The 22,711-nt window shown below is 50.0% G+C and carries 23 protein-coding genes; 21 read left to right on the forward strand and 2 right to left on the reverse strand.

The genetic code is table 11. From position 1 onward, the window contains the following. Positions 1–61 precede the first annotated feature (61 nt). From pgeF to EXG77_RS05605, 20 genes are all read left to right on the forward strand, one after another. Entirely contained in the window at positions 62–838 is a 777-nt protein-coding gene (gene pgeF / locus EXG77_RS05510; RefSeq protein ID WP_023468799.1) for a peptidoglycan editing factor PgeF, read from the forward strand. Continuing rightward, positions 825–1,496: a YggS family pyridoxal phosphate-dependent enzyme gene (locus EXG77_RS05515; protein WP_023468798.1), complete on the forward strand. Its 672-nt coding sequence runs from the start codon at positions 825–827 to the stop codon at positions 1,494–1,496. The genes pgeF and EXG77_RS05515 overlap by 14 nt, the downstream gene beginning before the upstream one ends. 193 nt (positions 1,497–1,689) lie before the next feature. Further along, positions 1,690–2,016: a cell division protein SepF gene (locus EXG77_RS05520; protein ID WP_231496839.1), complete on the forward strand. Its 327-nt coding sequence runs from the start codon at positions 1,690–1,692 to the stop codon at positions 2,014–2,016. A gap of 2 nt (positions 2,017–2,018) precedes the next feature. Continuing rightward, positions 2,019–2,294 carry a YggT family protein gene (locus EXG77_RS05525; protein WP_023468796.1) on the forward strand — a complete coding sequence of 92 codons (276 nt, stop codon included), beginning with the start codon at positions 2,019–2,021 and terminating at the stop codon, positions 2,292–2,294. Beyond that, on the forward strand, positions 2,291–3,061 hold the full coding sequence (locus EXG77_RS05530) for an RNA-binding protein (RefSeq protein ID WP_023468795.1): 771 nt from the start codon (positions 2,291–2,293) through the stop codon (positions 3,059–3,061). Before EXG77_RS05525 ends, EXG77_RS05530 begins: the two co-directional genes overlap by 4 nt. 25 nt (positions 3,062–3,086) lie before the next feature. Next, on the forward strand, positions 3,087–3,608 hold the full coding sequence (locus EXG77_RS05535; RefSeq protein WP_023468794.1) for a DivIVA domain-containing protein: 522 nt from the start codon (positions 3,087–3,089) through the stop codon (positions 3,606–3,608). A 298-nt stretch (positions 3,609–3,906) separates the two neighbouring features. Further along, positions 3,907–6,642 (forward strand): isoleucine--tRNA ligase, encoded by a 2,736-nt coding sequence (gene ileS / locus EXG77_RS05540; protein ID WP_035396724.1) that lies wholly within the window; start codon positions 3,907–3,909, stop codon positions 6,640–6,642. Positions 6,643–6,714: 72 nt separating this feature from the next. Continuing rightward, positions 6,715–7,191 (forward strand): signal peptidase II, encoded by a 477-nt coding sequence (lspA, locus tag EXG77_RS05545; RefSeq protein WP_023468792.1) that lies wholly within the window; start codon positions 6,715–6,717, stop codon positions 7,189–7,191. Next, positions 7,188–8,111, forward strand: a complete 924-nt coding sequence (locus EXG77_RS05550) for an RluA family pseudouridine synthase (RefSeq protein WP_035396726.1) — start codon at positions 7,188–7,190, stop codon at positions 8,109–8,111. The genes lspA and EXG77_RS05550 overlap by 4 nt, the downstream gene beginning before the upstream one ends. A 248-nt stretch (positions 8,112–8,359) precedes the next feature. After that, entirely contained in the window at positions 8,360–8,890 is a 531-nt protein-coding gene (pyrR, locus tag EXG77_RS05555; RefSeq protein ID WP_035396895.1) for a bifunctional pyr operon transcriptional regulator/uracil phosphoribosyltransferase PyrR, read from the forward strand. Between the two features lie 51 nt (positions 8,891–8,941). Continuing rightward, complete coding sequence (locus EXG77_RS05560) at positions 8,942–10,255, forward strand: uracil-xanthine permease family protein (RefSeq protein WP_035396728.1); 1,314 nt, start codon at positions 8,942–8,944, stop codon at positions 10,253–10,255. 123 nt (positions 10,256–10,378) lie between these two features. Next, positions 10,379–11,314 carry an aspartate carbamoyltransferase catalytic subunit gene (locus EXG77_RS05565; protein WP_023468788.1) on the forward strand — a complete coding sequence of 312 codons (936 nt, stop codon included), beginning with the start codon at positions 10,379–10,381 and terminating at the stop codon, positions 11,312–11,314. Beyond that, on the forward strand, positions 11,298–12,569 hold the full coding sequence (locus EXG77_RS05570; protein ID WP_023468787.1) for a dihydroorotase: 1,272 nt from the start codon (positions 11,298–11,300) through the stop codon (positions 12,567–12,569). Before EXG77_RS05565 ends, EXG77_RS05570 begins: the two co-directional genes overlap by 17 nt. Continuing rightward, on the forward strand, positions 12,562–13,650 hold the full coding sequence (locus tag EXG77_RS05575; protein ID WP_023468786.1) for a carbamoyl phosphate synthase small subunit: 1,089 nt from the start codon (positions 12,562–12,564) through the stop codon (positions 13,648–13,650). Before EXG77_RS05570 ends, EXG77_RS05575 begins: the two co-directional genes overlap by 8 nt. Beyond that, positions 13,643–16,852 (forward strand): carbamoyl-phosphate synthase large subunit, encoded by a 3,210-nt coding sequence (carB, locus tag EXG77_RS05580; RefSeq protein ID WP_035396730.1) that lies wholly within the window; start codon positions 13,643–13,645, stop codon positions 16,850–16,852. Before EXG77_RS05575 ends, carB begins: the two co-directional genes overlap by 8 nt. Then, positions 16,849–17,580, forward strand: coding sequence for an oxidoreductase (locus EXG77_RS05585; protein WP_023468784.1), 732 nt, complete (start codon positions 16,849–16,851; stop codon positions 17,578–17,580). The genes carB and EXG77_RS05585 overlap by 4 nt, the downstream gene beginning before the upstream one ends. After that, positions 17,577–18,509, forward strand: a complete 933-nt coding sequence (locus tag EXG77_RS05590; RefSeq protein ID WP_035396732.1) for a dihydroorotate dehydrogenase — start codon at positions 17,577–17,579, stop codon at positions 18,507–18,509. The genes EXG77_RS05585 and EXG77_RS05590 overlap by 4 nt, the downstream gene beginning before the upstream one ends. Further along, on the forward strand, positions 18,484–19,185 hold the full coding sequence (gene pyrF / locus EXG77_RS05595; protein ID WP_035396734.1) for an orotidine-5'-phosphate decarboxylase: 702 nt from the start codon (positions 18,484–18,486) through the stop codon (positions 19,183–19,185). Before EXG77_RS05590 ends, pyrF begins: the two co-directional genes overlap by 26 nt. Continuing rightward, positions 19,179–19,814: an orotate phosphoribosyltransferase gene (gene pyrE, locus EXG77_RS05600; RefSeq protein WP_074668419.1), complete on the forward strand. Its 636-nt coding sequence runs from the start codon at positions 19,179–19,181 to the stop codon at positions 19,812–19,814. The genes pyrF and pyrE overlap by 7 nt, the downstream gene beginning before the upstream one ends. Before the next feature lie 80 nt (positions 19,815–19,894). Continuing rightward, on the forward strand, positions 19,895–20,704 hold the full coding sequence (locus EXG77_RS05605) for a GNAT family N-acetyltransferase (protein WP_023468780.1): 810 nt from the start codon (positions 19,895–19,897) through the stop codon (positions 20,702–20,704). A gap of 108 nt (positions 20,705–20,812) precedes the next feature. Here the strand turns inward: EXG77_RS05605 and EXG77_RS05610 are convergent, their stop codons facing one another. Both EXG77_RS05610 and EXG77_RS05615 read right to left on the reverse strand, forming a co-directional pair. Next, positions 20,813–21,784 carry a zinc-binding dehydrogenase gene (locus EXG77_RS05610; protein WP_023468779.1) on the reverse strand — a complete coding sequence of 324 codons (972 nt, stop codon included), beginning with the start codon at positions 21,782–21,784 and terminating at the stop codon, positions 20,813–20,815. A gap of 2 nt (positions 21,785–21,786) precedes the next feature. Beyond that, entirely contained in the window at positions 21,787–22,278 is a 492-nt protein-coding gene (locus EXG77_RS05615; RefSeq protein ID WP_023468778.1) for a lactoylglutathione lyase family protein, read from the reverse strand. A gap of 104 nt (positions 22,279–22,382) precedes the next feature. Between EXG77_RS05615 and EXG77_RS05620 the strand changes: the two genes are divergently transcribed. Then, positions 22,383–22,697, forward strand: a complete 315-nt coding sequence (locus tag EXG77_RS05620) for a helix-turn-helix domain-containing protein (protein ID WP_023468777.1) — start codon at positions 22,383–22,385, stop codon at positions 22,695–22,697. The last annotated feature ends 14 nt before the right edge of the window (positions 22,698–22,711 follow it).

Consider the following 22,711-nt stretch of genomic DNA (forward strand, 5'->3'; position numbering starts at 1 on the left):
CTAAACGATGAGGTGTCGCGAAAGCGGCGCCTCTTTTTTTAAAATCAAAGGAGGCATGAACATGTTTGGACAATGGATCAAATGGGATACACCGACAGGTACAGTACGTGCCGCCTTTACGACGAAGTTCGCTGCCCCTCATGAAAACGGAAATTTAGGGTTACATGTCAACGATGATCGCGACGGTGTCATCCAGAATCGACAAGTCATCGCACGTCAGCTTGATCTCTCCCTCGAGAACTCGATTTGGGCACAGCAAGTTCACGGAAATCACGTCGAACAGGTGACGACACTTGACTCCGGGCGCGGTGCTTTGGATTACGAAACAGCGATTCCGGGTACAGATGGATTGGTGACGACCGATTCGAATGTCTTATTGATGATGCTCTTCGCTGACTGTGTGCCGCTTGTCTTCTGTGATCCGACGACAGGAATCATCGCGAATACGCATGCCGGCTGGCGCGGAACCGTTGGCAATATCGTCGAGGAAACAGTCAAGCAAATGGAACGTGCGGGTGCGAGTCGTTCATCGATTCAAATGGTCATTGGTCCATCGATCCGTGATTGTTGTTACGAAGTCGATCAACCGGTCATCGATGCAATCGATGCGCTTGAACTCGATGAGTCTCCTTACATACGCAAGGAAGATGGAAAAGCGATGTTATCGCTACAAAAAACGAATGCTGCGCTAGCTGAGCGTTGTGGAGTCGGTGATGTCCTTGACTCAGGTCTATGTACACACTGTCAGGCGGAAGATTACTTCTCTTATCGCCACGGTGACCACGGTGGGCGCTTTGCAAGTTTGATCGTAAAGGAGTCATTGGATGTCAATTCTTGATAATGTACAAGAAGTTACAAAACGAATGGAACAAGCGAGTGAAAAGAGTTCTTCTGAAAAGCAGGTACAGTTGATTGGTGTGACGAAATCAGTCTCAAGTCAAGTTGCTTCTGAATTATTAGCAGCTGGCGTGACCCATCTCGGAGAAAATCGTCCGGACGGATTGCTTGAAAAACAGGCAGAGCTCGGACGAACTGCTTGTACGTGGCACTTCATTGGTACACTACAAACGCGTAAAGTTCGTCAAATCATCGATGCCATTGACGTGTTGCATTCCCTTGACCGTCTTCATTTGGCGGAAGAGATCAATAAACGAACAGACCGAATCATTGATTGTTTCATCCAAGTCAACGTTTCTGGGGAAGAATCGAAGCAAGGCATCGCGCCTGAGGATGTACCATCGTTCTTACACGAAATCGGTCAATATCCCGCGATTCGTGTCATCGGACTGATGACGATGGCACCGTTGACGGAAGATACGGCGCGTATCCGTGAGGTATTCCGGTCATTAAAAACATTGCAAGAAGAGGTCAAGGCGAAAAAATTGTCGTATGCTCCATGTACGGAGTTATCTATGGGAATGTCATCGGATTTTGAAATCGCCATCGAAGAAGGGGCGACGTTCGTCCGAATCGGGACGACGCTCGTTCACACCTAAACGAGAAGAAGGGAGAATGGATATGGGTTTTAAATCAAAAATGCAAAATCTATTTCTCGGCAACAGCGACGATTTAGATGAACTTGAATATGAAAATGATGCTACAATAAATAAAGGTAGAGGTGCTTCACAACAAGAGTATGAAGAGTATTACGAGGAATCTAGCCCAAGTGTTACTCAAAAGGAGGACAGCGTGAGACAATCGAATATCGTGCCGCTTCATGCGACGAAAAAAACGAAATCGCAAGTCATCTTGAGTGAACCACGTGTCTTCAACGAAGCCCAGGAAATCGGGGAACATCTTCGTCAGAACCGTGCTGTCATCGTCAATATGCAGCGTATGTCAAAAGATCAATCACGACAGATGATTAATTTCTTATCTGGTGTCGTCTTCGCTCTCGATGGAACGATTACGACGATCAGTCAGAATACCCTCCTCTGTGTTCCGAACAACGTCGAGTTAGCTGGTAGCATCTCGAATCTTCTTGGAGAAGATGATATTAATCATAAGGGGTGGTAAGTATGGATTCTCAAGTGATGTACGCAATTGGTCGTACATTGAGTACGTTGTTACAGTATTACAGTTACGTCATGATCGTTTATATCCTGCTTTCGTGGTTCCCGAATGCCCGTGATTCTAAATTCGGACAAGTGCTCGCGATGTTGGTCGAGCCATTCCTAGCGCCCTTCCGTCGTATCATCCCGCCTATCGGGGGCATGCTGGATATCTCGCCGATTGTAGCCTTCCTCGTCTTGAACTTGGCTCAATCGGGTATCCGAGCAATCTTTTTAGTATGAGCGTATATGATCATTATCGTGGAAGCGAGCGGGAATTCGTCGACTCAGTCTTGAACTGGATCGATCATGTGGAAGCGACCTATACGTTCAAATTAACGGATTTCCTAGATCCACGTGAACAACAAATCACACAAGAACTCGTCGGTTCGAAATGCGCCCTCTTTTTTGAGGGCGGTTTCGAAGGCGCTGAACGTAAACGGGCAATCCTCGCACCAGATTATTATGAATACAACGCGGATGACTTTGACATTTCCATCTATCGCATTCATTATCCTACTAAATTCGTTGAACTTTCTCATCGTCAAGTCACCGGTACATTATTGAACGTCGGATTGAAACGAGCCAAATTCGGCGACGTCATCATTCAGGATCAAGTACAGTTTGCCGTCGCGGACGAAGTCGCGACCTATATCGAAGCAAACGTCGAACGAGCAGGGAAGACGAAGATTCGTCTTTCGCGCGTAGACGCGGAAGATCGCTTGAAAGTGAAGGATCAAGAGTGGGAAGAGACACTTGGGTTTGTCAGCTCACTTCGGTTCGATACGGTCGTGAGTGAAATTCTAGGCTTCTCACGTCAAAAAGCACAGGCGCTCATTAAACAGGGTGAGAGTAAAGTGAATTATAAAGTAGTGGATGATTCGAGCTTCATGCTAGAAGAAGGCGATTTACTTTCCTTGCGTGGAACAGGACGCGTCAAGTTGATTGCAATCCTCGGATCAACGAAACGTGATCGAATCAAACTACAATACGGTATTTTAAAAGGATAAGATAAATGCGGAGGAGGAATTCATCATGCCATTAACGCCACTCGATATTCATAATAAGGAGTTCACACGAAAGTTTCGCGGCTATGACGAAGATGAAGTGAACGAATTCCTAGATCAAGTCATCAAGGATTTTGAATTGTTGTTACGTGAGAACCGTCAACAACAAGAAGTCATCCAAAACATGCAAGCGCGTGTCGACTACTTCAGTTCGATGGAAGAAACGTTGAATAAATCGATCATCGTTGCACAGGAAGCGGCTGAAGAAGTCAAAGCCAATGCTTCAAAAGAAGCGAGCTTGATCCTAAAGCAAGCAGAACGTGAAGCAGAGCAGTTGCAAGATGCGGCGCAACGCCGGGCACAACGGACAGACTTCGAAGTCGAGCAAATGCGCAAAAAAATCGAACTCTATCGTAATCGATTCAAAGTATTGATCGATGCGCAGATGGAATTATTGACGAGCCATGACTGGGATGCGTTTGATTTCTCTTCTCGTGGAGCGCTTGACGATGTTCCAGCAGTTGCGTATAATGACGACGATGTCGTATAAATAAAATCAATGACAAGGACACGTCGTATCTTGGACGGTTGACAGCGAATCGGGGGAATGGTGGAAGCCCGAGCAACGAAAAAGATGGGGTATCCCCTTGGAGTGCATGACTGAACGTTCGCTGAACAGTAAGTCATGCCGGCTCACTCCCGTTATCGAGTTCTTAAGCGGTCCTGCGTCGTCAAACTGGCGAGCGGGATTAGTAGGGTGGTACCGCGAGTTCAGCCAAGCTCGTCCCTATCTCAGGGATGAGCTTGGCTTTTTTTGACTTTTAAAGCGAAAGGTGAGAGATGGTCAGATGGATTACAAAGAAACCTTATTGATGATGAAAACGGAGTTTTTAATGCGAGGCAACTTGCCAAAACGTGAACCAGATATGCAAGCACGATGGGAAGAGATGAATCTCTACGCTGCGGTCCAGGAAAAGAACGCTGGAAAGCCGACGTTCATCCTCCACGATGGTCCTCCATATGCGAATGGTGACATCCACATGGGTCACGGATTAAACAAAGTTTTAAAAGACATCATCGTCCGCTACAAATCGATGAACGGCTTCCAGTCTCCGTACGTGCCTGGTTGGGACACACACGGATTACCGATTGAAACAGCACTTCAAAAAGCCGGTGTTGATCGTAAATCGATGACGGTCGCAGAATTCCGTGAATTATGTGCGAAATATGCGCTCGAACAAGTCGATCACCAACGCGAACAATTCAAACGCCTCGGCGTTCTCGGTGACTATGACAACCCATACATCACCCTGCAACCAGAATTTGAAGCAGCTCAAATTCGTTTATTCGGCGATATGGCGAACAAAGGCTATATCTACAAAGGGAAGAAACCGGTCTATTGGTCACCGTCTTCTGAATCGGCATTAGCTGAAGCAGAAATCGAATATCAAGATAAACGGTCAGCTGCCATCTATGTCGCGTTCCAAGTCATGGACGGAAAAAACATCTTAGAGCCGACGGATCATTTCGTCATCTGGACGACGACACCATGGACGATTCCAGCGAACCTCGGAATCTCTGTCAGTGCGGAATTAACGTATGCGCGGATCGAGTATCAAGGAAAAGGCTATATCGTAGCGGAAACACTTGTTCCTGAAGTCATCGAAGCACTCGGATGGGAAGATGCAACAGTCGGACGTGTCTTTAATGGTGCGGATTTCGAATACATGAAAGCAAAACATCCACTGTACGACCGTGAATCACTCGTCATGCTTGGCGATCACGTTACAGCGGAAGCGACAGGTGTCGTTCATACGGCTCCAGGTCACGGGGAAGATGACTTCCGCATCGGTCAAGCTTACGGTCTTGACGTCCTTTGCCCAGTCGACGATAAAGGGATCATGACAGCAGAAGCACCTGGATTCGAAGGCATGTTCTATGAAGATGCGAATAAAGAGATCGGTCTTGCCCTCGAAGAAGCCGGTGCACTCTTGAAACTATCGTTCATCAAACACTCGTATCCACATGACTGGCGGACGAAAAAACCGGTCATTTTCCGGGCAACACCACAGTGGTTCGCTTCAATCAAAGACTTCCGTGCGGAAATCCTTGATGAGATCAAAGGCGTCCAGTGGGTACCAGAGTGGGGGGAAACACGTCTCCACAACATGTTCAAAGACCGCGGCGACTGGGTCATCTCACGTCAACGTGCTTGGGGCGTTCCACTTCCAATCTTCTACGCTGAAGATGGAACGGAAATCGTCACACCAGAAACGATTGATCATATCGCGAATCTATTTGCAGCTCACGGATCAAATGTCTGGTATGAGCGCGAAGCAGTCGACTTGCTTCCTGAAGGATTCACACATCCAGCAAGCCCGAACGGTATCTTCAAAAAAGAAACGGACATCATGGATGTCTGGTTCGATTCTGGTTCATCACATGCCGGTGTCCTTGCGACACGTCCTGAATTGACACGTCCAGCGGATCTCTATCTTGAAGGATCTGACCAATATCGTGGTTGGTTCAACTCGTCGCTATCGACAGCCGTCGCAACGACAGGAAAAGCACCATACAAAGCGGTCGTCAGTCACGGATTCGTTCTGGATGGTCAAGGTCGCAAGATGTCGAAATCGATCGGTAACACGATTGCACCGATTCAAGTCATGCAACAATTTGGAGCAGAGATCCTTCGCTTGTGGGTGGCATCAGTCGATTATCAAGCTGATGTCCGAGCATCGATGGATAACTTCAAACAAGTCTCAGAATCATATCGTAAAATCCGGAACACGGTTCGTTTCCTCCTCGGAAACTTGGATCAATTCGATCCTGCGACGCACCGCGTCGCATTTGAAGACTTACCAGAGTCAGATCGTTTCATGCGTACGAAACTGGACCAACTTGTTGGAAAAGTAAAAGCGGCTTATGATGCGTACGACTTCATGTCGGTCTATCAATTGCTCCATAACTTCTGTGTCCTTGATTTGTCGTCGTTCTACCTCGATTACACGAAAGATATCCTGTATATCGAAAAAGCAGACGCGACATCGCGTCGTGCGGTTCAGACGGTCATGTATGATACAGTCGTTGCCTTGTTGCAATTGATGGCACCTGTCTTGCCACACACAGCAGACGAAGCATGGGAATTCGTACCAGCTGTTGAAACGAAGAGTATCTTCCTGATAGACCTTCCGAAAACGGTCGAAGTCTCAGAAGAAGGACTTGCCCTCATCGAGAAATGGAACGCGTTCCTGACATTCCGCGATGATGTCTTAAAAGCACTCGAGGAAGCGCGCGTTGAGAAACTCGTCGGTAAGACACTCGAAGCGAAACTCTTGCTTGCACCGAAGGAAGAGACGAAAGCCTTGCTCGGAACAATCGATCATCTTGAGCAGTTACTCCAAGTCTCACAACTCGAATTCGTTGAAACGGCGGATAAGATGTATGAGACGACCGGCATCACGGTTCAAAAAGCTGACGGTGAAAAATGTGAACGTTGTTGGACATATTCGACGGAACTCGGACAAGATCCGGCTCATCCGACTCTTTGCCCACGTTGTACTGAAGTCGTCAATTCTTTATAATGATACAAAGGGAGGGGCGACTGCGACTTCGCAGGACGCCCCTCATTATTTTTGGATGCGGAGGACAATAGGATGTGGCTTTACTTAGGGATTGCTGCTTTACTCGTTGGAATCGACCAGTTGACGAAATGGATTGTCGTTCAAAATATGACGATCGGTCAAGCCATCACGGTCATTCCGGATTTCTTTTATCTCAACTCGTATCGGAATCGAGGCGCTGCGTGGGGCATGCTCGAAGGTAAATTCGGCTTTTTCTTCATCGTTACGGTCGTCGTCGTCATTGGATTGATTTACTTCCTCTACAAGGAAGGCACGAAAAATAAGGTATTTGCTTGGAGCATCGCGTTATTACTCAGTGGTGCGATCGGAAATTTCATTGATCGAATGGCACGAGGAGAAGTCGTTGATTTCTTCCACTTCTTCCCGTTCGGCTATAATTTTCCGATCTTTAATGTCGCAGACGTCTGTTTGACGTTTGGTGTCATCACGATGCTAATTAGCGTCATGTTCGAAGAACGGTTGACTAAGAAAGGAACGATGGATAAATGAATGAAGTAGAAACATGGTCCGTGCAAGCGGATGGAGCGACAGGGCGCATTGATAAATGGCTCGCAGAACAAAACGATTGGTCGCGTTCGCAAGTACAGGAATGGTTGAAAGCGGGGCGCGTCGAAGTCGACGGTCGTGTCGTCAAACCGAACTATAAATTATCGGGAACGGAATCGATTGAGGTCCATATCCCGGAAGCAGTGGAACTCGAAATCTTGCCGGAAGACATCCCACTTGATGTCGTCTATGAAGATTCGGACGTCATCGTCGTCAACAAACCAAAAGGGATGGTCGTCCACCCGGCGGCAGGGCATGTCTCAGGAACGCTCGTCAACGCCTTATTACACCACTGTCAAGATCTCTCAGGCATCAATGGCGTCAAACGTCCAGGAATCGTTCACCGAATCGATAAGGATACGTCAGGTCTGTTGATGGTCGCTAAGAACGACTTAGCGCATGAATCACTTGCACATCAATTGAAAGAGAAGACGACGGAGCGTCTTTATATCGCGCTCGTACACGGTGAAATCCCGCACGAACTCGGAACGATTGAAGCGCCAATCGGACGCGATAAGAACGACCGTCAACGGATGACGGTAACGGATAAGAATTCAAAGTCTGCCGTGACCCATTTCCGTGTTCTCGATCGGTACGAGGGCTTTACGGTCGTTGAATGTAAACTTGAAACAGGACGGACGCACCAAATCCGTGTCCACATGCGTTATATCGGTTTCCCGCTTGCTGGTGACCCGAAATATGGTCCACGCAAGACGATGAAAATGAACGGTCAAGCCTTGCATGCTGCGGTTCTCGGTTTCGAACACCCACGGACAGGTGAGTGGATGCGGTTTGAAGCACCGCTCCCAGAAGAGATGACATTTGAAATCGGTCAATTGAAAAAACTTGAATTAGAGTCTTGACGTTTTTCTAATAAAACGGTAGAGTATCACCTAGAGAGCGATGCGAGACATCCTCTACTGACACTTCGGTCGTCCGAGTGACGATCCTACCTAACTAGTATCACCTTTAATCGAGTCCGGAGAGGCTGCGAAAGGGAGAACCTACCACGATTGTGTGTAGGCATGCATACATGACGTATGCCATGATTCTGTCTTCGATGACCTTCTGCGGATTTCCGCAGAAGGTCTTTTGTATGAAAGGAGAAAACATGAAACCAGCCGTCATCTTAGATGAAGCCGCGATCGGACGTGCACTGACACGGATCGCCCATGAAATCATCGAACGTAACAAAGGAATTCATGATTTGATGATTGTCGGAATCAAGACGCGAGGCGAGACACTCGCTCGTCGACTTGCGAAGCGCATCGAACAAATCGAAGGAAAACCGGTCTTACTCGGTGTCGTCGACATCTCAATGTACCGGGATGACTTGTCGAAACGAAGTTTAGAACCAGAAATCAAAGGTTCTGATTTACCGGAAGACATCACCGGGAAAATCGTCGTCCTCGTTGACGACGTGCTCTACACAGGTCGCACCGTTCGCGCCGCGATGGACGCGCTCGTCGACCATGGAAGACCGAGTATGATTCAACTCGCTGTACTCGTCGACCGCGGACATCGGGAGTTACCGATTCGACCAGATTTCATCGGTAAGAACGTCCCGACATCCCGTGAGGAACAAGTCGTCGTTGCGCTCGCCGAAGTCGATGAAGCCGATCAAGTATTCATTAAACGCTAAAATTCAAAACCTTTAAGGTGGTCCAGAGAGACCAGAAAGGGAGTCATCCATATGGCAAAACATGCCGCAGTACTTGATGTACAAGAAGTACCTACTCACCCTCTAAACTGGCTGATGCTCAGCCTACAACACGTCTTCGCGATGTTTGGTGCGACCGTGCTCGTCCCGCTCTTAACGGGACTCAACACATCGGTCGCGCTCGTCGCAAGCGGAGTCGGCACACTGATTTTCCTCGCCGTTACCCGCTTCAAAGTACCCACATATCTTGGTTCGAGTTTTGCCTACATTGCCCCGATCATTGCCGTCAGTGAACGGTGGGGTGTCGAGGATGCGTTAATCGGCGGAATGGTCGCTGGACTCGTCTATGGACTTGTCTCACTCCTCATCCGCTACACGGGAGCTTCTTGGTTGCTTCGCTTACTCCCACCGGTCGTCATCGGACCGGTCATCATGGTCATCGGTTTATCGCTCGCCCCTACCGCTGTCAACATGGCGATGAACGGAGCGGACGGCAAGTACAACGGACTGTACTTCCTCGTTGCGATGGTCACGCTTGGCGTCACACTCCTTGCGATGACGTACTTAAAAGGAATGTGGAGCACGATTCCGATCCTGTTCGGGATCACGGTTGGTTATCTCGTTGCGGCATCGGTCGGAATCATTGATTTCACACCACTCCAACAAGCAACGTTCTTCCACGTGCCGGACTTCACGATTCCGTTCTTGAATTACACACCATCGTGGAATACAGCCGCGTTGCTTCTGATTGTTCCCGTGACGCTCGTCACACTGACGGAGCACATTGGCGAACAAAAAGTGACATCACGGATCATCGGGCGCGAGACGCTCCTCGATCCAGGGATGCACCGGACCGTACTGGGTGACGGGATCGCGAAGACAGTCGCTTCGATGCTTGGCGGACCACCGGTTACGACGTATGGTGAGAACAACGGTGTCATGTCGATCACTCGTGTCTACAGTGTCTACGTCCTCGGTGGTGCGGCGGTTCTTGCGATCAGCTTCGGATTCCTCGGATATGTCGAAGGATTCATCAAGACGATTCCGACACCGGTCATGGGTGGAATCAGTATCCTCTTGTTCGGAGTCATCGCGTCGAATGGTCTCCGGACGCTGACGGAAAGTAAGATCGATCTTGCCGATAAACGAAATCTGACGATTACAGCCGTCATTCTCGTCACAGGTATCGGAGGCGCGGCGCTCAAAATCGGCAACTTCTCTCTCGAAGGAATGGCACTAGCGACGATTCTTGGAATCATCCTGAATCTAGTTCTTCCGAAAACGACAGAGCAGGTCGAAGAAACAACGGAAACCTCTACAACTCAATCGGTAGCTAACAACTTTTAAGACGTTCCGAGAGAACGATAAAGTGAAGGCCATGAAAAGATGCAGGGAATCACTCTGCCTTCTTTCGGCGCACCTTCACTTAGAAGGTGCGCCTTTTTCATGACCTGAAGAGGAGTGAATGATATGAAGACGATCCTAAAAACCCGGCATTTCGTCAACCTAGAAAGTTTATCCACGACGGAAATCAATTCTTTGATTGAACGCAGTCTCGCTTTTAAACGAGGCGAGCCAGCACCAGATTTTTCCGGTAAGACACTCGTCAATCTGTTCTTTGAAAACTCGACGCGGACACGCTCTTCCTTTGAGATGGCAGAGCATCGTCTGAATATGCATCTACTGCCGTTCGAAACGGCGACTTCCTCCGTGCAAAAAGGAGAAACGTTACGCGATACATGCAAGACACTCGAAGCAATCGGCGCAGATGCTTTGGTCATTCGTCACGGAGCAACCGGATATTACGAAGAACTGATGCAGACGCTCAATATTCCGATCATCAATGCGGGAGATGGGAGCGGTCAACATCCGTCTCAGTCCTTACTCGATTTGATGACGATGGTCGAAACGTATGGAACGGTCGAAGGAAAAGTCGTCGTCATCTGTGGGGACTTACAACATAGTCGTGTCGCCCGATCGAACGCTGACATCTTAAAACGACTCGGTGCCATCGTCTATGGATCAGGACCTATTGAGTGGTACGACCCTGCGATGGGCATACCGTATCTTCCGATGGATGAAGCCGTCGAGCAGTGCGACATCTTGATGTTACTGCGTGTCCAGCACGAACGGCATGACGGGACGACGCGATTTGATCCAGCAGTCTACCACACAACGCACGGATTGACAGATGAGCGGATGAACCGTCTGAAGCATTCCGCGATCGTGCTTCATCCGGCACCGGTCAATCGGGGAGTCGAGATTGCCGACGAACTGGTCGAACATCCGCGATCGCGGATTTTTGAACAGATGAAAAACGGTGTCTTTGCACGGATGGCGATTCTGGAATGGTGCTTTTCAACGAAATCAATCAAAGGAGACGATGCAGATGACAACACGAATTGAGAATGCGAGATGGTACGAGGCGGGACAAGTTCGAACGGGAGATATTCGGATTGAAGCCGGGAAAATCACGGATTTAGCAGCAACACCGCAAGCGAATGAAACGGTCATTGATGCGTCCGGCTTATTCGTCGCACCAGGATTCGTTGACATCCATGTCCACCTGCGGGAACCGGGTGGCGAACATAAGGAGACGATTGCGACCGGCACGGCAGCGGCGGCAGCGGGTGGATTCACGACGATTTGTCCGATGCCGAACACGCGCCCCGTACCAGACGATCGTCAAACACTTGATGCGTTGTTCCAAAAGATTGAAGAGACAGCGTCCGTTCGGGTTTTGCCTTACGCGGCGATTTCAAAAAATCAACTCGGACAAGAACTCGTCGCGTTCGACCAATTAACAGATGCTGTCGCCTTTACGGATGATGGTGTCGGCGTCCAGACGGCAGCAGTCATGCGGACAGCGATGCAACAGGCGGCACGGCTCGGGAAAACGATCGTTGCTCACTGCGAAGATGATTCGTTAAAAGCAGGATGTGTGCACGAGGGGAACTACAGTCGACGGGAAGGACTACAAGGTATTCCGTCGCTTGCTGAGAGTATCCACATCGCACGTGATGTTCTGATCGCAGAAGAAACCGGCTGTCATTATCACGTCTGTCATGTCTCGACGAAAGAATCGGTCCGTGTCATCCGTGACGCGAAACGAGCAGGGATTCGGGTGACGGCAGAAGTCACACCGCACCATCTGGTGTTGATCGATGAAGACATACCGAATCAGGACCCGAACTTTAAAATGAATCCTCCCTTACGAAGTGAAGCAGATCGCCAAGCATTGCTCGAGGGGTTAGCGGACGGAACGATTGATTGCATCGCGACCGATCATGCTCCCCATGCGGCAGAAGAGAAGGCACTCGGTATCGAACGCGCCCCGTTCGGCATCACAGGGTTCGAGACGGCCTTCCCACTCCTCTATACGAAGCTCGTCGCTGAAGGAGAGATGACACTTGAGACACTGATTCGGAATTTGACGGATAAGGCAGCAGCCATCTTTGAACTTCCTTACGGGAAACTCGAAGTGGGGGCGGAAGCAGATCTAGTTTTGCTTGATCTAGAAACGGAGCGTACCGTATCACCGGAACGATTCCGCTCAAAAGGCAAGAACACACCGTTCGCAGGAGAACGGTTAAAAGGATTCCCGGTCATGACGCTCGTCAAGGGAGAAATCGTATTCAAGGAGGACACAGCACATGCGTAAACGGACACTGATACTAGAAGATGGGATGACGTTTGAAGGAACGGCGTTTGGATCAGATACGACAACAACAGGAGAGGTCGTCTTCCAGACCGGAATGACAGGATATCAGGAAATGTTATCGGATCCATCTTACTGCGATCAGATGATCGTGTTGACGAACCCGTTGATCGGAAACTACGGGATTAACCGAGAAGATTATGAGACGACGCGTCCGCTCGCTAAAGCACTGATCGTACGTGAACATTGTCAGACGCCGTCGAATTTCCGAAGTGAGATGTCACTCGATGCAGCACTTCAAGATCTTGATATTCCAGGATTAAGTGGAATCGATACGCGTCAACTGACACGGCATATCCGTTCGAAAGGTGTCATGCGTGGACGACTCGTTGACGGTGAGTTCGATTTAGCAGCAGAACTGGTTCATCTTCAAAATGCACCTATCGAGACGGATCAAGTCAAGCGGGCTTCAACGGAACGAGCGTACATCATTCCGGGTGCTGGACCGCGGATCGTTCTCGTCGATTTCGGTGCGAAGCTCGGAATCGTCCGCGAACTCGTCAAACGCGGCTGTGAAGTCGTCGTCGTGCCCTACGACGTCAGTGCAACGGAAGTCTTACGCTATCGTCCGGACGGTGTAATGCTATCGAACGGACCAGGGAATCCAAAGGATGTCCCGACAGCGATTCCGATGATTCAAGAATTGACGGGAAAAGTCGTCATCTTCGGCATCTGTCTCGGTCATCAGTTGATCGCACTAGCGCACGGGGCGGATACGTTCAAGCTCCCATTCGGTCACCGAGGGGCGAATCATCCAGTCCAAGATATCCGGACTGGTCGCGTCGATATCACGTCGCAAAACCACGGGTATGCCGTCGACGAACAGTCATTACGCGATACCGTGCTTGAAGTGACGCATCTTGCGATCAACGACGGAACGGTCGAAGGAATCCGTCATACGACAGCAGCGGTCTTCTCCGTCCAGTACCATCCGGAAGCATCACCTGGTCCGATGGATGCGAACGGTCTATTCCAACAGTTTTTAGAAGAAATCACGAAACAACAGGAGGTCTCTCATGCCTAAACGTCAAGATATCCAGAAAATTCTCGTTATCGGGTCCGGTCCTATCGTGATCGGACAAGCAGCTGAATTCGACTACGCTGGAACACAAGCGTGTCAAGCCTTGAAGGAAGAAGGATATGAAGTCATCCTCGTCAACTCGAACCCAGCAACGATCATGACGGATCCAACGGTCGCTGATCGTGTCTACATCGAACCCCTCCAAGCAGAGTTCGTCTCACGGATCATCCGCAAGGAACGTCCGGATGCTTTGCTTGCGACACTCGGAGGTCAAACGGGTCTGAACTTGGCTGTCGAACTGGATCGTCTCGGTGTCCTTGCTGAGTATGGTGTCGAGTTACTCGGTACGAAATTGTCAGCAATCGAAGAGGCAGAAGATCGTGATTTGTTCCGTCAACTGATGTTTAAACGCGGGCATGGTGTGCCGGACAGTGAAATCGTGCATACGCTCGAAGAGGCACAACAATTCCGGCAACAGATCGGTCTACCGATCATCATCCGTCCGGCGTATACGCTTGGGGGAACGGGCGGCGGAATCGCCAACACACCAGAAGAGTTCACGCGAATCGTCGAAGGGGGACTCAAGGCAAGTCCGGCAACACAGGTACTTCTTGAAAAATCAATTGCCGGGATGAAGGAAGTCGAGTTCGAAGTCATGCGCGATGCGACGAACCAAGCGATCATCGTCTGTGCGATGGAAAACTTCGATCCCGTCGGCGTTCATACCGGAGACTCGATCGTCTTCGCTCCGACGCAAACGCTATCGGATCGCGATTATCAATTGTTGCGAAACGTCTCGCTCGATATCATTCGTGCACTTGGAATCGAGGGCGGATGTAACATCCAGTTCGCACTGGATCCGACGAGCTTCGACTACTATGTCATCGAAGTCAACCCACGTGTCTCACGCTCGTCTGCACTCGCGTCAAAAGCAACGGGTTACCCAATCGCAAAACTGGCTGCGAAAATTGCCGTCGGGTATGCCTTGTCCGAATTAAAGAACCCGATCACCGAGACAAGTTTTGCTTCGTTCGAACCGGCACTCGATTACGTCGTCGCCAAGATTCCGCGCTGGCCGTTCGATAAATTCGAAACGGCGGACCGGACACTCGGCACACAGATGAAAGCAACTGGTGAGGTCATGGCAATGGGACGGACGATGGAAGAGGCATTACTGAAAGCGGTCCGTTCGCTTGAAATCGGTACAGCGGATCTGTATATGCCACGCTTCATCGAAATGGCAGATGATACGTTACAACAAGCGATTCGCCAAGCGACGGACGATCGACTCTTCGCCTTGTACGCGGGCTTCGTCCGCGGTTACAGCGTCGAACAGATTCATGACTGGACAGCGATTGATCGCCTGTTCCTTGAAAAGTTGCACCATATTTGGCAGCTCGAGCAATCAGTCGCAACTGGTTTGACACCTGAGCTACTCCTGCATGTGAAGCGATATGGATTCAGTGACCCGATGCTCGCTCGGATCACCGGACAAACGGAAACGGAGATTCGCCGGATGCGTGAAGCACAAGCGATTCACCCGGTCTATAAGATGGTCGATACGTGTGCGGCAGAGTTCGCGTCCGACACGCCATACTACTACGGAACATACGAACGCGAAAATGAAGCAATCGCGACGAACCGTTCTTCGATTCTCGTCCTAGGATCGGGACCGATCCGGATTGGTCAAGGAGTCGAGTTCGATTACGCGACAGTCCATTCGATTCAAGCGATTCGACAAGCCGGCTACGAAGCAATCATCGTCAACAACAATCCAGAAACGGTGTCGACCGACTTCTCGATTTCCGATCGGCTCTACTTTGAACCACTGACGACGGAGGATGTACTGGAAGTCATCCGAAACGAACGTCCACTCGGTGTCATCGTCCAGTTCGGTGGACAGACAGCGATCAACTTAGCCGAGTCATTAGCAGCAGAAGGTGTAAAAATCCTCGGGACATCGCTTGAGGATCTCGACCGGGCTGAGGACCGGAAACAGTTCGAAGCAGCATTGACGGCGCTCGACATTCCACAGCCACCAGGTAAAACGGCCGTGACAGTCGAAGAGGCGGTCACGGCAGCAGCGTCACTCGGTTACCCGGTTCTCGTTCGTCCATCGTACGTCCTCGGCGGTCGGGCAATGGAAATCGTTTATGCTCAAGAAGAACTGGAACATTACATGAAACACGCGGTCATCGCCTCACCGGAACGACCAGTCCTCGTAGATCGCTACCTGACAGGAATCGAACTCGAAGTCGACGCGATCTGCGACGGAACGGATGTCGTCATTCCAGGCATCATGGAGCATATCGAACGTGCCGGTGTTCACTCGGGTGACTCGATTGGTGTCTATCCGCCACAACGGGTCTCCCAAGACATCAAGGACCGGATCGTCGACTACACGACACGGATTGCAAAAGCATTCGGCATCAAAGGATTACTCAACATCCAGTTCGTCTACGCGGACGGCGCCCTCTATGTCCTTGAAGTCAATCCGCGTGCTAGCCGGACGGTGCCATTCATCTCGAAAGTGACGGGACTTCCGGTCGCGCGTCTCGCAACGGACATCATTCTCGGTGAGACACTCGCTTCTTATGGATTAACAAGTGGTGTCCTACCGGAAGAACCACTCGTCTCGGTCAAAGTACCGGTCTTCTCATTTGCGAAGCTTAAAGAAGTTGATCCGACACTCGGACCGGAAATGAAATCAACCGGTGAAGTCATCGGAACGGACCGGACGCTCGAAAAAGCGCTCTATAAAGGGTTGCTCGCATCAGGGATGGCGATTCCAGAGCACGGTCGTGTCCTCTTGACAGTCGCAGATCCAGATAAAGCAGAAATGACGGATCTCGCACGACGCTTTGCCTCACTTGGATTCACGTTACTTGCAACGGAAGGAACGGCAGCGTACTTGACGGAGCAAGGATTACCGGTCCAGACGGTCGGCAAAATCGACTCGTCTTCCGAATCGATGCTCGACGTGATTGAAAAAGGGGAAATCGAATACGTCATCAATACGATGAGTCGGGACTCGCAAGTCACGAAAGATGGCTTCATCATTCGCCGGGCAGCAGCCGAGAATCAAGTCGTCTGTCTGACATCACTCGATACGGCGGAAGCAATTCTACGTGTCATCGAAAGTCGCTCATTTGAAGCCAGTGCGATCCAAGCCTTCACACATGAAAAGAAAGTGGTGATCCAATGAAGCAACTCTTGACGGTCGTCTCTCGACGAACGGTAGCTCAAGGTGCGACAGAACTCGTCTGTCGCCTTGAGCAACCTCAGGTCATCGCGCCAGGGCGATTCATGCATCTTCGCGTCGGGCCACTCTTACGCCGACCGATCTCGATTGCCCGGGTCGACCATGATTTGATCACGTTTCTCTTTAAAGAAATCGGACAAGGAACAGCAGAACTGGCTTCTTTGCGTCCGGATGATACGATCGATGCCCTCGGACCGCTTGGAAACGGGTTTCCGATTGCTGCTATCCATCCAACTCAACGCGTCGTCCTCGTTGGTGGGGGGATCGGTGTACCACCGCTGTATGAGACGATGCGCCAACTTGTCGCCCGGGGTGTGACATGTGAAGCGATTCTAGGATTCGATACGGCAACAAGTGTTTTTTACGAAGCGGAATTCCAAGCGCTCGGTAAGACGACGGTCACGACCGTCGATGGGACGCATGGTATAGCAGGATTCGTCACGGCTGCCTTACATCCGGAAAGCTACGATGTCCTACTCGCCTGCGGACCGGAACCGATGCTGAAGTCACTACAGCAACAACCGATTGAACATAAGTATCTGTCGATCGAAAACCGAATGGGGTGCGGGATCGGAGCATGCTTTGCCTGTGTCTGTCAAACACCGACGGGCGGGTACGTCAAGACGTGTTCCGATGGTCCAGTCTTTCGGGCAGAGGAGGTCGTACTATGACGGAACGATTGCGTGTCGAGTTGCCGGGACTCTCTTTAAAAAATCCGATCATGCCGGCATCCGGATGTTTTGGGTTCGGTGAGGAATATGCGAAGTTGTATGATTTATCAGAGCTTGGGGCGATCATGATTAAAGCAGCGACGGGTGAAGAACGCTACGGAAACCCGACGCCGCGTGTCGCAGAGAGTGGGATGGGGATGTTGAATGCAATCGGTCTCCAAAACCCGGGTGTCGATGGCATCCTAACGAATAAGATGCCTTTCCTCGAGACGTTCGATACGGCGATCATCGCCAATGTCGCGGGTTCGACACCGGAAGAATATGAGCTCGTCGCAGAGAAAATGAGTCAGTATCCTGGCATTCATGCACTGGAATTAAATATTTCTTGTCCGAACGTCAAATCGGGTGGAATTCAATTCGGAACGGATCCGTCGCTTGCTGCTGAATTGACACGACGTGTCAAACGGGTCTCGACTAAACCAGTCTACGTCAAACTATCACCGAATGTCACCTCGATCGTTGAGATGGCACGTGCCGTCGAAGCAGCTGGTGCAGATGGTCTGACGATGATCAATACACTCGTTGGGATGCGAATCGATGTCCGGACGGGGCAGCCGATCCTTGCCAATCGGATTGGTGGATTATCCGGTCCATCGATCAAACCGGTTGCGATTCGGATGATTCATGATGTCGCGCAAGCCGTTTCGATCCCGATCATTGGCATGGGTGGCGTGATGGAGGTCGATGATGTCCTCGAAATGATTTACGCTGGAGCTTCGGCTGTTGCCGTCGGTACCGCAAACTTCGTCAATCCATACATCTGTCAAGAATTGATTCAGCAGTTACCGGAACGCATGGACGAACTTGGTATTGATCATATTTTAGACATCAGGGGGAAAGCATATGAATCAACTTTACATCGCGCTTGATTTTCCGACCGAAGCAGAAGTCTTTTCGTTTCTCGAACGGTTCGAAGCGACAAGACCAGCTGTGAAAGTCGGGATGGAATTGTTTTATGCAGCAGGCGGAACCTTCGTCCGAAAACTCGTCGAGCGCGGACATGCGGTGTTCCTCGATGTCAAAGTCCACGACATTCCAGAAACGGCACGTCGGACGATGCGTATCATCGGACAATTAGACGTCGAACTGACGAACGTCCATGTTGCTGGTGGGAAAGAGATGATGATCGCAGCCCGAGAAGGACTGCGTGAGACGAACGCTGAGACACAACTGATTGGCGTGACTCAGTTGACATCGACGGATGAAGCGATGTTACGCGATTTAAAGATTGAAGGAGTGATGCCGGCAGTCGTTCGTGAATATGCGCAACTCGCAGAAGCAGCAGGACTAGATGGTATCGTCTGTTCAGCACTCGATCTTCCGGAACTAGTTTCAGCTTGTCGGACAGATTTTCGGTTCGTCACACCCGGCATTCGTCCGACGAACAGTCAAGCGGATGATCAAAAGCGGGTCGCGACCGTTCTTGACGCTCGTCAAAATGGAGCGACGGATTTAGTGATCGGTCGTCCGATTACGCGTGCAGAACATCCAGAACAGGTCTATCTGATGTTACTTGAACAATGGAAGGGGCAATTCTCATGGTAAATCCAATCGCTAGTGCGTTACTCCGTATTGAAGCCGTCACCTTATCGCCAAACGATCCATACACATGGGCAAGTGGACTTCGTTCACCGATTTATTGTGATAATCGTTTGACGCTCTCGTACCCAGAAGTTCGTTCCTTGATTGCAGATGCACTCGCTGAGAAAGTGAAGGGACTTGCAGTCGATGTGATTGCTGGAACTGCGACGGCAGGTATTCCACACGCAGCATTCGTCGCGGAACGACTAGGATTACCGATGGTCTACGTACGTAGTGGCAACAAGAAACACGGTAAAGGGAATCAAATCGAAGGTGTCATTCAACCTGGACAACGTGTCGTCGTCATCGAAGACTTATTATCGACGGGGATGTCTGCAATCGAAGCGGCGCAAGCTCTGCAAGCGAAGGGAGCAAATGTCATTCGCATTCAAGCGATCTTCTCGTACGGGATGGAGCGCTTGTCAAACAATCTCCGCGACGCAAAGATCGAAGCGGATGCATTACTGACGTTCGAAGCGTTACTCGAAACCGCACAACAACAAGGTGATATTACTATAGAAGAGCAAAAACAGTTGGCGGATTGGTCGAAAGATCCAGTCGCTTGGAGCGAACGTTTTACAGCGAACGTCTAAAATCGATAGATTCCGTCGGACGACCTACGATTTCTAGTGAATGTTTTGGTACACTAGAAAAATAAAGGAGGTCGTCGACTATGGTGACGCATTATCGTGATTATGAACAGTTCAAAAAGGTCGTCCTCCCGTTTTTGCTTGAACGTCCGGATACCCATCAGTTGATTCTTGGCATATTAGAACGTGGGGATGAACCGCTCTTGATGGCAACGGCACAAGAAGACGATCATCGTCTCGTCATATTGCAAACGATACCGGAGCAAGCCATCGTCGCAGGTGATGTGTTCTCGCAAGAAGGAATCCGAAAGCTCGCGCGAATTCTGGATAGTCCAGGATTCGTCGGAGAACAGGCCATCTTAGCGCCGCTTTTACTCCCACATTCCATGTATGAGGTACATATGGAACAAGGGATGTATGCACTGACAGAGGTCGAGATGCCGCTTGTTCCGGAAAACGTCGTCTTCCGACCGATTTCGGACGATGAAAGACAACAAGCCTTAGCATTTGCGTCCGGATTTTTACATGAAGTTGAAACGCGACCTTCTGAGCGACAGCTTACGCAACTCCATCAGTCGATGACGCGCCACATCCAGCAAGGAAGCTTGTTCGGACTGTTTCGTGGAGATATGCTTGTCGCGATGGCGGCAGCAACGCGTCCGACGCAAACTGGGATTACGATTTCTTACGTCTATACGCCGAAAGAACTGCGTGGAAATGGGTATGCCTCTTATCTCGTCGCCAAACTATCTGAACATCTACTAAAGTCTTATCCGGTCGTGACGCTCTACACCGATTGGTCGAACCAGACAGCGAATAAGATCTATCAGCATGTCGGTTTCGAGTTAGTCGGGCGATCCTTACATATCAAGAAACAAGAGCGCTATCGATGAATATCGAGCCACTTGTTTCTTGGACATGTCTAGACATTGATATGTACAACAACAGCCGATCATCCTGTTATCTAAGGACGATCGGCTGTTTCATGTCAAACTGAGAAATCAATTGAATGTAGCGATGATTTTACCACGGACATGGCGTTCAGATAGACGTTGCAATCCTTTGACGATGTCCGCTGCTGGAATCTCTTCTGTGACGAGTGGATCTAGTTCTTTTGCTGCGACGAGTTTTAATAACTCGCTTGCCATATGACCGAGGTTTCGGATGGCACGGTCATCTTCGCTTGCATAAGCAGCCGCGAGTGCTACTTCATGGATCGAAGGGGAGAGCGTGAACGGCTTGACGACCGACTGATCGGGACCACCGGCGATGAAGGCAAGTTGCCCCGAGAAGGCAAGACGTCCGAGATCCGCTGTTGCTTCATCTCGACCGACCGTATTAAAAATCAAGTCAGCGCCGCGACCATTCGTCCAATCGCGGATGACATCCGTGACATTTTCTTTTTTGTAGTCGATTGCAAGATCGGCACCGAGTCGCTTGACCCACTCGTGGTTTTCCGTCGAAGCTGTCGTTGCGACTGAAAGACCAAGGCGTTTTGCGAGTTGAATGCCGATGCCACCAACACCACCTGCACCAGCATGAATGAGGATCGTCTCTTTTCCTGTCGTGTTCATCTTCTGAATGATGGCTTCATAGGCCGTCATGCCTGCGCAAAGAATCGCAGCGGCTTCAGCGAATGAGATGTCTTCCGGAATCAGAGCGAGGGCACGTGTATCGACGAGTGCATATTCAGCAAAAGCACCATCGCGTTGCAGGTTCGTATGAATCGCTACGCGATCGCCGATTTTCACTTCTGCGCCGGGTCCGATTTGTTCGACGACACCAGCTAGATCGACGCCTGGAATATGCGGGAACGTCCAAGCTGGATTGTTAGTCGCCTTATAGTCGACGGGATTCAGTGCGACGGTCTTGACGCGAATCAAAGCTTGACCTTCTCCTGGCGTCGGCGTCTCGACCTCTTCAAATGTCCATTGATCAATGGCTGTACCTGAGTGATTTAACCATGCTTTCATGTTTAATACGCTCCTTCCGAATACGTGAGTTCATACGAGTGAGAGTAGATTTCGACGAGGTTACCGAATGGATCCTCACAGTAGACCATTCGATACGGCTTGTCTCCCGGATAGTATTCGCGGATTGGCATCCGTTGTTTGCCACCATGGGCAACGATTTTTTCGACGAGTCCTTCGACGTCTGGATCTTGAATCGCATAATGGAAGATGCCTGTTTTCCAGAATTCGAAGTTGTTTTCGGGTTGTTCATTGTTCGGGAATTCGAACAACTCGATTCCGATGCGGTCACCTGTCGCCATGTGAGCAATCCGGAACTTGTTCCACCCTGCACCAAAGACATCCGTACACATGACACCGATGGCAGAATCATCTTCGAGGACATCAGACGGTTCCATGATGATATACCAGCCCATCACCTCTTGATAAAAACGGACGGCTTCGTCGAGATTCGGCACGGAAAGACCGATGTGCGAAAAATTACGTGGATACGTCATGCTTAACACTCCTTTTGCAAAATGATTTACGCATACTCTAACTTACGCTACACTCGATTGCATAGTACGCACTTTGAAGTAACTACTCTGGAGGAGAGAACAACATGTCGACAGAACAATTTCCGGTCAATCGGGCGCTCGCCATCATCGGCGGAAAATGGCGTCCACAATTATATTGCACGTTAGAGAACGGTCCGAAACGTTTTTTAGAGTTACAACGTGCCATTCCCGGGATTTCTCGGAAAGTCTTGACCGATCAGTTAAAAGAACTTGAACGACTCGGAATGATCGAGCGGATTGAGTATGATGAAGCCGTCTTACACGTCGAATACAAATTGACAGAGGCGGCATTTACACTGCAACCGGCCATGAAAGGTTTATGCGCGTGGGGGGAAGGGAATCAATTATCCGAATCCTAAACGAGAGGCAGTGA

This window comes from Exiguobacterium sp. OS-77 (genome assembly GCF_000414195.2).
In the GTDB taxonomy this organism is placed as follows: domain Bacteria; phylum Bacillota; class Bacilli; order Exiguobacteriales; family Exiguobacteriaceae; genus Exiguobacterium_A; species Exiguobacterium_A indicum.